10 protein-coding genes are annotated in these 13,338 nt (G+C 35.4%); 6 read left to right on the plus strand and 4 right to left on the minus strand.

Annotation, left to right across the window (positions count from 1 at the left end; translation table 11 throughout):
• Positions 1-92 precede the first annotated feature (92 nt).
• The 5 genes from JS605_RS12440 (at position 93) to rlmB (ending at position 8,264) form a co-directional block, all read left to right on the plus strand.
• Complete coding sequence (locus tag JS605_RS12440) at positions 93-3,299, plus strand: SusC/RagA family TonB-linked outer membrane protein (RefSeq protein WP_203258041.1); 3,207 nt, start codon at positions 93-95, stop codon at positions 3,297-3,299.
• 20 nt (positions 3,300-3,319) lie between these two features.
• Positions 3,320-4,771, plus strand: a complete 1,452-nt coding sequence (locus JS605_RS12445) for a RagB/SusD family nutrient uptake outer membrane protein (protein ID WP_203258042.1) — start codon at positions 3,320-3,322, stop codon at positions 4,769-4,771.
• A complete protein-coding gene (locus JS605_RS12450; protein WP_203258043.1) occupies positions 4,749-6,704 on the plus strand; it encodes a S8 family serine peptidase in 1,956 nt (651 codons plus the stop codon). Before JS605_RS12445 ends, JS605_RS12450 begins: the two co-directional genes overlap by 23 nt.
• A 12-nt stretch (positions 6,705-6,716) precedes the next feature.
• Positions 6,717-7,454, plus strand: a complete 738-nt coding sequence (locus JS605_RS12455) for a hypothetical protein (RefSeq protein WP_203258044.1) — start codon at positions 6,717-6,719, stop codon at positions 7,452-7,454.
• Between the two features lie 75 nt (positions 7,455-7,529).
• Positions 7,530-8,264: a 23S rRNA (guanosine(2251)-2'-O)-methyltransferase RlmB gene (rlmB, locus tag JS605_RS12460; RefSeq protein WP_203258045.1), complete on the plus strand. Its 735-nt coding sequence runs from the start codon at positions 7,530-7,532 to the stop codon at positions 8,262-8,264.
• 3 nt (positions 8,265-8,267) lie between these two features.
• Here the strand turns inward: rlmB and JS605_RS12465 are convergent, their stop codons facing one another.
• Positions 8,268-8,999 carry a rhomboid family intramembrane serine protease gene (locus JS605_RS12465; RefSeq protein ID WP_203258046.1) on the minus strand — a complete coding sequence of 244 codons (732 nt, stop codon included), beginning with the start codon at positions 8,997-8,999 and terminating at the stop codon, positions 8,268-8,270.
• A gap of 204 nt (positions 9,000-9,203) precedes the next feature.
• Between JS605_RS12465 and JS605_RS12470 the strand changes: the two genes are divergently transcribed.
• A complete protein-coding gene (locus tag JS605_RS12470) occupies positions 9,204-10,487 on the plus strand; it encodes a replication-associated recombination protein A (protein ID WP_203258047.1) in 1,284 nt (427 codons plus the stop codon).
• A 16-nt stretch (positions 10,488-10,503) separates the two neighbouring features.
• On the opposite strand, the gene JS605_RS12475 is transcribed toward JS605_RS12470, so the two are convergent.
• Genes JS605_RS12475 through JS605_RS12485 form a run of 3 tightly spaced genes read right to left on the minus strand, consistent with a single transcriptional unit; the run spans position 10,504 to position 13,326 of the window.
• Positions 10,504-11,367 (minus strand): hypothetical protein, encoded by an 864-nt coding sequence (locus tag JS605_RS12475; protein WP_203258048.1) that lies wholly within the window; start codon positions 11,365-11,367, stop codon positions 10,504-10,506.
• Entirely contained in the window at positions 11,357-12,736 is a 1,380-nt protein-coding gene (locus JS605_RS12480; protein WP_239000339.1) for a DUF5723 family protein, read from the minus strand. The genes JS605_RS12475 and JS605_RS12480 overlap by 11 nt, the downstream gene beginning before the upstream one ends.
• A gap of 38 nt (positions 12,737-12,774) precedes the next feature.
• A complete protein-coding gene (locus JS605_RS12485; protein WP_203258050.1) occupies positions 12,775-13,326 on the minus strand; it encodes a hypothetical protein in 552 nt (183 codons plus the stop codon).
• Between the last annotated feature and the right edge of the window lie 12 nt (positions 13,327-13,338).

Genomic DNA, 13,338 nt, shown 5'->3' on the forward strand with positions numbered 1-13,338 from the left:
TTTAGAACTAAAACTCAAATTTTAACCAAATTTTATTGTTTAATTAACTTTATTTTATGATTTTTGACACGACTAATTCAAATAATTATAAAATGAGAACAAAGTTTAGTGGAATTCTAACGCTATTACTGGCGTTTATCGTGCAACTATCTTTTGCACAAGAAAAGACAATTTCAGGTACAGTTTCCGATGAAACAGGATTACCCTTACCTGGCACTACTGTCTTAGTAAAAGGTACATCTGGTGGTACCTCTACAGATTTCGATGGAAAGTACATCATCAAAGTAAATCAAGGGGCTACCCTAGTTTTTAGTTTTGTTGGTTATGCAAATAAGGAAGTAACTGTAGGAAATTCAAATACAATAAACGTGGTTATGACCGAAGATGCTTCAGCTCTTGAGGAAGTGGTAGTAGTTGCTTATGGTGAGCAAAAGCGAGAGGCTATCGTAGGTGCTGTAGACGTAATCGATTCTGAAATAATTGATAACCAACAGGTAACCTCTCCTTTAAGAGCACTTCAAGGTAATGTTGCTGGTGTTAACATCATAACAGCTGGAGGACAACCTGGACAAAATCCAAACATACGAATTAGAGGATTTGGAAGTTTCAATGACCAATTAGGCAACCGTAATGTAGATACTGGTAACTTTGCCAGTTCTAATGCTCCCCTAATCGTCGTAGATGGTGCTCCCTTTAGTGGTAACTTAAACACGATTAGCCAGGATCAAATTGAATCTATTTCGGTGCTAAAGGACGCAGGAGCTGCTTCTCTTTATGGTTCCCGAGCTGCTAATGGTGTAATAATCATTACCACAAAAAGAGGTAAAAAAAATACTGCAGCAGAAATCACAGTACGAAGCCAATATGGTTTCTCCAACCCTGCAGTTGGGATTCATGATTTAGTAGGTAGTGAAGATTACCTTAAGCTTGTTTGGACAGGTTTAAGAAATGACAACCTATATAATTTAGGCCAAAGTCCAGCTGAAGCAGGAGCGAATGCAAGTGCTGCGGTAATACCAACTTTAGGATATAACCCTTACAGCGTTAGCAACCCAATAGATGCTAGTGGAAATTTAGTTGCTGGTGCTAATCTTCTTTGGGATACAGATTGGGAAGAAACTGTTTTAAGAAGAGACGTTCCAAGAATAAATCATACGCTGAGTGTGTCTGGTGGAGGCGAAAAATCTAATTACTTTTTCTCGGTTGACTATCTTAATGAAGACGGTCCTGTTATTAGATCTGACTTTGAAAGGGTAGCAACAAGAGCTGCAATGGACAGTCAAGTTACTGATTGGTTAAAAACAGGATTAACTGTAGGGTATTCTAGATCTTTCTCAAATAATCCAGACCAAACTTCTGGAAGTACAACACAAGCCATTTCTTGGATATATAGTAATAGTAGTGTGTATCCTATTTATGTTAGAGATGCTAATGGTAACTTAATTTTAGATGATGAAGGTAATCGCATTTTTGATTTAGGTAATGGTAACGGCAGACCTGTGGGGCAACCAGTAAATAATACAAGACCAGGCGTTGCTGGTGAGAGTATTTTAGCTTCTATACTACTGGGCGAGGAAAAAAGAACCCGTACTAATTTTCTAGGGTCTGCATATGCTGAAATCACATTCTTAGAGAACTTTAGATTTAGATCTACACTAAACTATGAAAACTATTTATTTGATAGTCATGAGTTTGATGATGATTTAATTGGAGCTGCTTCTAACGTAAACGGACGTGTAACTAAACGAAGAAATGTAACTACTGCCCTAAATGCTGTCCAGGCTTTAAATTACTCTAATACGTTCGGTCAACATTCTGTATCTGCAGATGCTATCTATGAATCAAATACCAATACTGGTGATGCCTTCAGAACCTCTGTAACAGGGTTTTTACCTGGACAACAAGAAATAGGCAATGGTACTACACCTGAGTCTTTCGGAGGTTTTAGATCAGAGCGACGTATTACTAGTTTTTTAGGAAGATTAGCGTATAATTTTGATAAGAGATACTTTATAGAAGGAAGTTATCGTCAAGATAAGTCTTCACAATTTGAAGAAGAGTTTAGAACAGGAGACTTTTTCTCAATTGGTGGTTCATGGGTGGTTACTAATGAATCGTTTATGGATAATGTTGATTGGGTTAACAATTTAAAATTCCGTGCTAGCGTTGGTGAGTTAGGAAACATTAGTATCCCTGGTGGTTTCTTCCCAACAAGCTTCCTTTTTGGAGGAGCAAATTTTGGAAATGTAACTATTTCTCCAGTTGAAGGTAACCAAAGTTTCCTTTCTCCAGGTGTACTTACTGATCCATCATTAAAATGGGAAACTGCTAGAACAACAAACTTTGGTCTAGACTTTACGATTTTTAACGGTGCGTTGTCTGGTACAGTAGAATATTTTAAAAGAGAAAGTGTTGATTTAATTCAAGATATAGATATTACACCTTCTGGAGGTATTCCTACATTAAGAGCAAATGCAGGGTCAATAAACAATAGTGGTTGGGAAATTACTTTAAATAGTAATATCATCAACTCAGACGATGTAACATGGAACTTAGGAGGTAACTTCTCAGTTTTGAAAAATGAGATTGTAGAAATTACTCCATTTACTGATAGACTAGTACAAGGTTCAAAACTTTGGGCCCCTGGCAATTCTATTTTTGAATTCTTTATCAGAGAATGGGCAGGTGTAGATCCAGCAACTGGTGATGCGCTTTGGTATATAGATGTGTTAGATGATGATGGTGAGGTTATTGGTAGAGATGTTACTAACCAATACGATGATGCCACACGTTATGAAACAGGAAAAGAGTCGTTACCAGATATACAGGGTGGTATCAACAGTTTCTTCAGATTTAAACAATTTGATCTTAATGTCTTATTTAATTTTAGTGTAGGTGCTTATGTACTTGATACCGATTATACTGGCTTGGTTAGCAATTTAACTTCTATTGGTAATTCAGCACACCCAGATAATTTTCAATCATGGTCTCAGCCTGGAGACATTACTGATTTTCCACGTTTAACTTTAAGTAATAACAACTTTAACGACAGATCTACACGTTGGTTATTCAAGAATGACTACTTACGTTTAAAAGCACTAACTTTAGGCTATAACTTACCAGGTGAAGCGCTTGACAAAATTGGTTTGAAGCAATTAAGACTTTATTTCCAAGCAGATAACCTAATAACTTGGCAAACCCATCAAGGCATCGATCCTGAGCAATCTTTTAATGGTTTAACTAATAATAGATCTCCATTACAAAGAACCTTAACTTTTGGTGCACTTCTTAAATTCTAAAACAAAACGTTATGAAATATATGAAAAAATTAAAAATTTGGAAACAGCCATTAATGGTTTTTGCAATGGCATTGTTTCTTACAGTTTTAAACTCTTGTAGTGAAGAGTTTGTTGATGAGCCCACAGATAATTCTGGTGTTACAGATAATATTATTTTCTCCAATAGAAACAATGTACAGACCTTTGTTAACGGGATATTAGCCAACTATAAAGGGCAGTATAGAACAGTAGATGTAGGTGGAATTTATGCGATGTACTTTGCAAGGGCAGTTAAGGGTAACGACTTAATACAAGCATTTAGCTGGTATACCTTTGATTATGGTCATGAAAACAGAGAGCCTAACTTTAGACGTACTAATTTTTCATGGGACTTTAATTATGAAAATGTAAACATGGCTAACACCTTAATAGCCGGTGTTGAGAGTAGTGTAACATTAAGTGAAAGTGATAAAAAGGAATTTATAGCCAAAGGAAAGTTCTTTAGAGGTCTTCACTTCTTTGAATTACTACTAGAATTTTGTCCAAATTATAACAATGATAGGGATGCAGTAAGAATACCTTTATATACTACCCCTCTTAGTTTAGATGCTGTTCAGGGTAATCCTCCAGTAGCAATGAGAGAGATTTATAATCAGGTAATACAAGACCTAACGGATGCCGTTGCAGACCTTCCAGAGGATAGAATCGGTAAAAGTTTTATCAATAAGACAGTAGCTCAAGCAGTATTAACACGTGTGCTTTCAGTTACGCAAGACGATTGGGGAAGAATGTCTGAATTGGCAAGAGCTGCTTATGGTGGCGATGCGGCATCAGCTGTACCTTCTACCAACTGGGGTAATGGCTTTAGTGACATGACAGATCAAGAATGGATTTGGGCATTATTCCAAAACGGATCAGATGAAACGAATTTCTTCTGGGGGCACGCAGCTCCGATGATGGATCATTTAACGCTAAGTTATTCAGCCACATATTGGGATCCTGAGTTTGTAAGTGAGTTTTCGCCAACTGATGTTCGTAATTTATTTTTTGACATTTATGGTGTATCTGCTACAGAACCATGGAGAGAATTTATTTCTACCAAATATGCCTTTACATTCGCTTCTGATATTCCATTACTCAGAAAATCGGAAATGGTATTATTTGATGCCGAGGCACAATACCATTTAGGAAATATACCTCAAGCGCAGAATCTACTTTTTGCTTTACAGTCGGCAAGAGATCCAAATGCTGTTATGTCTGGTAATACAGGTCAGGCCTTATTGGATGAGATTTTATTAGAACGTAAAAAAGAGTTTTACGGAGAATTTGGTCCACACTGGTTCGATTCTAAACGTTATAACCTTCCAATAGAAAGAAATGATATCCATCGTATTTCTATAGATATACCAGCTAACGACAACAGATTCTTCTTAAAAATACCAGAAGATGAAATAGATTTAAACCCAGCTTATGCAGGATTTAACAATGAATAAGAAATTTAATTTTATCTATATAGTTGTTATTCTTTGGAGTGCAAATCTGTTTTCACAAACTGAAGTTGAAAAGAAAAAGATTTCAGCAACCTATAATATGGTAGCAATCGATAATCTTAAATCAACTTTGGCTGAAAAAAATAGGCTTAAAGAAAACAGAATTCTGACCTATCTTAAGGCAAACCAGGGGACAACTCGTAGAATAAAAATTAATGATAAAGTCTATGCGATCAAGGATATAGTGGACGGCAAGCCTGTCTATAGAACTACGCACAACACAAATAGTGCTAAGGCTACCAAGACTGATAGGCTACATCCCGGAGGAGGATTAGGCCTTAATCTAGAGGGCTTAAATATGAGTATAGGTGTTTGGGATGAAGAGAGTGTGCGTGGAACGCATGATGAGTTTAAAGATGATCAAGTTGTACCTCAGTCTAGAGTTATTTATCCAGAGTTTCCTGGTGGTTTTTTTGGACCTATTAGTGACCATGCCACTCACGTTGCTGGAACACTCTTAGCTAAAGGGGAAAATCCTGACGCAATGGGTATGGCTCCCAAAGCAATTTTAAGATCTTATGATTGGATATTAGACGATACAGAAGCATTGAACGAGGCCTCTAATGGCTTATTATTGTCGAACCATTCGTATGGAGTGCCTATTTTTTCAGGTGGTTCCCAACAAGTATCAGCAGAAAATATAGGTTCCTATTCGTCTGATGCTAGAACTTGGGATGACGTAGCATACAATGCTCCCTTTTATTTAGCAGTAAATTCTGCTGGAAACGAAGGAATCAATACATACACTGGAGGAATGGCTTCTGGATTTGATAAATTAACAGGCAATAAAACAGCCAAAAACAATTTGGTTGTAGCCAATGCAAATCCAATCCTAAATGCTTCTACTGGACAATTGTCTATCCTTTCCATAAACTCTGGTAGTAGTCAAGGACCTACTGATGATTTTAGAGTAAAGCCAGACATTGCTGGAGACGGAACTAATGTTCTTTCCTCATATTCTGGAAGCGATACATCCTACAGCACAATATCTGGAACATCAATGGCTTCTCCCAATGTGGCTGGCTCTTTGCTGTTATTACAAGAGTACTACAATCAATTGAACTCTAATTTTATGAGAGCTTCAACATTAAAGGGCCTTGTGTGTCATACAGCAATAGACGATAACACAAGAACAGGTCCTGACGGTATTTTTGGTTGGGGATTACTTAATGCTGAAGATGCAGCCATGTTGATAAAAGATGATAATGATGGAAATGCCTATATCCGGGAAATAACTATAAACGATAGCGGTACTTATACTTATCAATTCTCTGCCGATTCTGGTAGTAAATTAAGTGCTACTATATGCTGGACAGATCCCCCAGGAAATGCTTCATCAAGCCCAGGAAACTCACTCACACCAAGATTAGTGAATGATTTGGACTTAAGGTTAGAGGATTCTAACAGTACGGTATTTACGCCATGGAAACTGGATAATACCAATGTGTCAGGTCCTGCAGTAAAAGGCGATAACAATGTTGATAATATTGAACGTATTGATATAGAAAATCCGGTTGCTGGTAATTATACCTTAACGGTTACGCACAAAGGGAGTCTAACGAGTGGGTCTCAAGCCTTTTCTGTTATTATTTCTGGTGCTAACCTAACTTTAAGCACCAAAGAGAATACATTTTCTGGATTGAGTGTGTGGCCAGTTCCCGCATCAACTAAGATTAATATTTCTTATAAGACGCTTCCACAAGTATCTAGACTATCTTTATACGACATCAATGGTAGCTTGGTTTTTAAAGACGTGTTGCCCGTTAGCATATCTAACGGTTACTCCATAAATACCTCTAAGTATGCAAAAGGTATTTATTTTTTAAATATTACCAGTGGAAACTCCAAATTCACTAAAAAGATTATAATAAAATAAAACAAGAAGATTATGAAAAAAATATTAACCATATTAACGATTGCATTGAGCGTTTGTATGTTCACGAATTGTGAGAAAAACGAAGATACGCCAGCTATACTAGATGTAAACTATGTAGGCTTTGAGTCTAGACCCTTGATAGGAGTAGATCCTACTGCAACTGCAACTGAAGAAATAAAAGTGGCTACCTCAAATACTAGTAGTGCTAGCCGTACTTTTAATATTGTTGTAAATACTGATGATACAACTGCTGATCCCTCGGCATACTCAGTTCCTACTTCAGTTACAGTTCCTGCAAATTCTAATTTAGGAACTTTTAATCTTGATATTGTAGGACCAAATGTTAATCCATCTGGTGATGATATTTTAGCTTTAGATTTTGTATCACAAGAAGGTTTACAAATAGGTGCAACCATGCAAATAAACTTAAAACAAGTATGCCCAAACCCTGAATTAATATTAGACATAACTTTTGACGATTGGCCAGAGGAAATTTATTGGAGAATAGTAAACGCAGCAGGTGATACTGTTTTTGAAAGTTTGACGCCAGCAGGTTTTGGAGCTTATGATGGTCTAGAAGGAGGTATTACAAGAAATATTTGTCTAGCCTCTGGATCTTATACGTTTGTTATATTTGATGGCTTCGAGGATGGAGCTGGACCATTTAGCTTAACTTTTGATGATGAGGTTATATTTGCTTCAGATGGAAGTTACGGTGCTGGAACTAGTTTTGAGTTTACAATACCTTAACATATAAAGTTAAATTATAAAGAAAAAGCCTCATTTTACAACAAAATGAGGCTTTTTCTTTTATACTTTTGCCTAATGCAAAACCAAACCCAAATATTCGGTATAAGAGCCATAATTGAAGCTATAAATTCAGGAAAAAGTATAGACAAGGTTTTTTTACAAAAAGGGCTTAAAGGAGAACTCTATACAGAATTAGAACAAGCACTGAGAAAAAATTCTATTAATACTTCTTATGTTCCTCCTGAAAAGCTTAATAGGCTTACTAAAAAAAATCATCAAGGAGCCGTTGCACAAATTTCCCCTATTGATTTTTACGATTTGGAAACATTAGTTTTAGATGTTATTGAATCTGGAAAAACACCTTTATTTTTATTATTAGATCAATTAAATGATGTACGCAATTTTGGAGCTATTATTAGAACTGCCGAATGTACTGGTGTTGATGGTATTATAGTACAAAAAAAGGGTGGTGCTCCCGTTAATGGAGACACCATAAAAACCAGTGCTGGAGCAGTGTTTAAAATACCTATTTGTAAGGTAGACCATATTAAAGATGCTGTATTCTATATGCAAGCATCTGGAATAAAAGTTATTGCTGCAACTGAAAAAACAGATAATGTACTGTACAGTGTTTCTTTTAAGGAACCTTGTGCCATCATCATGGGATCTGAAGGTAGAGGTATAAATCCATCTACACTTAAAGTTGTTGACGAAAAGGCAAAGCTTCCTCTTTTGGGAGATATTGAATCCTTAAATGTTTCAGTTGCTTGCGGGGCGTTTTTATATGAAGCTGTACGACAACGCCAATAAACTTTATTCTTCTTTTTTCTTGAAAGTGTAATTTATAGTTACGTTGTTTTCTTGTAAATCTTCTTCTGTCTCCTTAAACTCAATAAAGTTACCGTGCTCATCAAAATGTTTTAAAAAAGGATCTTCATCTTCATTAAAATTATCTTGTTCCCACGCATACTTCTTTGGTTTAGCAATGTGTCTTTTAAATAGTAAGGCAAAAACCAATCCTGTAATTAATCCTGAAAGATGTCCTTCCCATGAAATACCTTCCTCTATGGGTAATGTATACCAAATCATACTTCCATAAAGAAAAACTACAAGTAATGATAACGCTATTAACCTATAGTGTTTTGCAAAAACACCTTTAAAAAAAGTAAAACTAACCAATACATAAATCAAGCCACTTGCACCTATGTGATAAGAAGGCCTGCCTATACACCATGTTAAAAACCCAGATAATAGTATTCCTAAAAAGATAACGTTCCAAGCAATGGGTTTATAGAAATAAAACAATGCCATAGACAATACAAAAAGAGGAATACTATTATGATATAAGTGCTGAATATCTCCATGAATAAACGGACTTAGCACTATACCCTTGGCTCCTGATAGTGTTTGGGGATATATACCAAATTTTGAAAACTTAAACCCAAAACGCACCTCGAACCAAAAAACAAGCCAAATAATTAGTACAAATAAAATAGGATAAGCTACAATACTGGTACTGTATTTAAAATTTTGTTGTTGTTTCATTATAATAAATATAGCAAATAGTTAACCACTTTGGGTTTTGGTGCTAAAATGGCAGATACGTGCGTGAGGGATTGCAGCGGCATCCTTTTTTGAGGCACGAGAAAAAAATATAGTGTAAAGCCTGCCATCAGGCAGGCAGGCCTGACCCCGATTTTTATCGGGGGCACACCCAAAACTTAAATAAAATTGGTTTAATTTTACGATATGAATGCAAATGCTCCTTTAGCTGAACGATTACGACCAAAGCGTTTAACAGATTATGTAAGTCAGACACATTTGGTTGGAAAAAATGGTGCATTAACCCAGCAATTAAAACATGGACTGATTGCTTCTATGGTGTTTTGGGGACCTCCTGGCACTGGAAAAACCACTTTAGCTAATATAATTGCAACTGAGTCTGGAAGACCTTTTTACACATTAAGCGCCATAAATTCTGGTGTTAAAGATATTAGAGAAGTTATTGATAAAGCGAAGCAGAGTGGCGGATTGTTTACCACAAAAAACCCTATTCTCTTTATTGACGAAATACATAGGTTTAGTAAATCGCAACAAGATTCGTTACTGCAAGCCGTTGAAAAAGGATGGATTACGTTAATAGGTGCTACTACTGAAAATCCAAGTTTTGAGATCATACCTGCTTTACTCTCTAGGTGTCAAGTTTATATTTTAAATGCCTTTTCTAAAAACGATTTAGAAATACTTTTAACCCGTGCTATTGAAACGGATGAAGTGATTTCTAAAAAAAACATAACGCTTGAAGAAACTAATGCGCTTTTGAGACTATCTGGCGGTGATGCTAGAAAGTTATTAAATATTTTTGAGCTTCTTATTACATCTAGCGATACTGATAGCGTTACCATTACTGATAATTATGTTTTGGACAAAGTACAGAATAATACGGTAAGATATGATAAAACTGGAGAACAACATTATGACATTGTTTCGGCATTTATAAAGTCTATTCGTGGTAGCGATCCAAACGGAGCGGTATATTGGCTTGCACGAATGATTGAAGGCGGAGAAGATGTTAAGTTCATTGCCCGCAGACTTTTAATTTCTGCAAGTGAGGATATAGGAAATGCGAATCCTACAGCCCTGGTTATTGCTAACAATACATTCCAAGCGGTTTCTACTATTGGGTATCCTGAATCTAGAATTATATTAAGCCAATGTGCAACCTATTTGGCATGCTCTCCTAAAAGTAATGCAGCTTATAAGGCTATTGGTAATGCACAACAATTAGTTAAGGATACTGGTGATTTGCCTGTACCCTTAGAAATTAGAAACGCCCCCACAAAACTTATGAAAGAACTTGGTTATGGCAAAGACTATAAATATGCGCATAACTATGATAATAGTTTTGCTGATCAAGAATTTCTACCCGAAGCCTTAAAGGGAACAACACTTTACGAACCTGGCAATAACGCCAGAGAGCATGTCCATCGCGAGTTTTTAAAAAACCGTTGGAAAGATAAGTATGGTTATTAGAAACATAATTTTGAAACTAAAACTTGATATTTAGTGTTTCTATAATGACTGTATTTTGGGTGTGATGCTCCAAAACCCAACCATCTCCTTTTCTATACACTATGGCTGGCTTATTTTCAACTATGTATACATCTGGAATTCCAGTAGTTTTTATTTTGTAAACTACTTTTGGAGAGCTATCTACTAATTGGAAACCATTATCAATGGCTTGGGCATAAAGAACATTAGATGTTACTTTTGCCGATTCTACGTTAGGTTTGGCAACCTTTCTCTCATCTGTATTAACTTGAGGCTCGTTTTTTATCTCAGTTACTTTGTTCTCAGTTTTAGCTGTCTCTTTTTTTAAAGATGCAATTTCCTCTTTTAATTTTTTGATCTCTTCCTCTGTTTGGGTTTTTACTTCGCTTTCAACTTCAACGGATTGAGATGACGTGATATTCTCATTAGGTATATATTTATAATCTAATCCTTCAAAAGAACTAAATGCTGCTCTTAACGCTTTATTATAGGCTGTTTTATATTCCTTCTCCCTACTTTCTCCCATTTTAGAGGTATAAACAACTTTATCATTGCAGTCTTTTAATATTACCTGCAACTTTGTTGTAAACATTCCTGATGCTTTCGTTACATCAGATCTTAATGCTAAACATCTATTTAACATCAGGTCTTTAGGATAATCACTACCCTCCATAATGGCATTAAAACCGTATTTATCGAATAAAAATTGACCTAACTCATTTAATCGATATTTATTTGGTTCTTTAAGAAAATCGAACTTTTTAGGCACAATTACATACTTGTATTGATTAAGATTTGTTTGCGCAAACGTGTTAAAAGCTATAAAAAAAATAATGGGTAAAGTGATTAATTTAGTTTTCATTTCTAAAGATATAATTAAGTCCTAGCTGTAAAGATACACTTTGCGCATCATATACATTTTGATATGCTAAAATATTATCAGCCATCACATATAGGTTCAAACCAAAAATATTAGCAGAAATCCCCAAACCTAAATTACTAAAACTGTACGAATCTATAGTATAAGTTGCTTTAGCTCTCAAACCATTAAAAATACGCCTATAGTAATATGCGGTAAGTGCTGCCTGTATGCCTCTTGGTCTTTTTATAGCATAAAGTTGCGCTCCTACCCTATTTAAATATTCGCTATCTTCAGCTGAACAATCACAATCTTCAATTTTTTTCTTTCCAAATGCATAATTTAGAGACGTGTTGAGCTTTAATGGTCTCCAAACCGTGTATTTTGTTTGTGTTGTATCTATTTCAAAAAGATCCTCAAACTCCTCCTCTATTTCACTCCAATACTCATCTGCTGTTTGTCCATTGTTTGATTCTGGGAATAATGGATCTATACCTTCAAAAACAAAATCGTTTTGCAGTACGTAATTTTCGGTATCGTTTGAATGCCTAATAAAACCAATATCCAGCAAACTAGCATCAAAATACCATTGGTCATTTATTTGATTGGTAAATCCTATATCGAAACCTAACCCTAAGTTTTGACCAAATAACAGGCGTTTTCTTATGGTCTTTAAATCTTGATCAAAATCATCATTATCATCGTTTACTAAGCTCCCTAACCCTGATGTTCTTGCTTCTAAATTTAAATTGAAAACATGTTGATAGATATTGTTTTCTCCTTGCAGCGTAATAAACCTACCACTATTTCTAGTAGAATTCACATTAAAAACACTGGAATAAATTTTACCTCGTATACCATATGTAACCTTTTCATCCACTCTTTTATTATAGCCAAAATGGAGTACCGTAAGCACATCTGCATTAACACTTAAATGGTCAAGCTGAAAAGGCCTACCTATGTTTGTTTGGTTACCCTCCAGTCCCAAAACTGCATAATCCTTCGGAAAATAATTTATAATATCTAATTCTTGGTATAAACCAAAACTAAAATATTTATTTTTATTGTAGGAGGGGCCTGCTGCGAAACCTCCAGAAAAAATTTCCAATTGTTGTGTTGTTGTAAAATAATCGGTAGATTTTAACTTATTGACTGCATTTCTTAATTTCAAATTAAAATCCTGTCCATCTTCTGCAAAAAGATCGTAAACAGAAATCCCAGAAGACCCCGTATTTAAATGTATATGAGATAAAAAGGGTATGCCAAAATATCCCTTATTATTAACTTTTGCGCCTGGGTTTAATAAAAGCGACTGCGGAATTTCAGAAAAGCCATATAGCACCTGTTTATTCTGCGAAAAACAAAAATTCATCGCAAAAAATATAACTATGTAAAACGTTTTAGAGCCCATTAATCAATATTAAAATGCATTACTGCTTTAGATTTTAAACTAATTTCTCCAGGTGAGTTTTGATTAATAGCATCTCCGTCTAACATAACAAGTGTAAACGCTAGAATGCTTGATTGTTTTATTCGCTCTAGTGCTTCTCCTTCAAAAACCTCTGTATGCATCGACATTAAATTTTCATTATTAGGAGAAGCTTCTGTATTTATAGTAAATCCTTCCAAGGCTTGCCCCGTATCATCAAAAAAGTTAATACGTAATTCGTATGCCCTGTTTATAGAGTTTTCGATCTCGAAAACAAATTCTATTTTAACAAGATTATCTTGAACAAAGCTACCGCTAAACAGATCTATTTCCACAAAATCCTCTGCTGAGGCCTGTTCACTTCCTCCAATAAAAAAGTCACCTACTGAAGCTTTGTAAAATATGAGACTGGATTCTAAAACAGGTTGTATAACCAAATCACTAGCCTGATCAAAATCAACTGGCTTTGTACAATTATGGACTAAAAACACCATAACTATTAAACACAAGTATTTTATTTTAGTTTTCATCATTAATATAAAAAC

Source organism: Hyunsoonleella ulvae, from assembly GCF_016827605.1.
Taxonomy (GTDB): Bacteria; Bacteroidota; Bacteroidia; order Flavobacteriales; family Flavobacteriaceae; genus Jejuia; species Jejuia ulvae.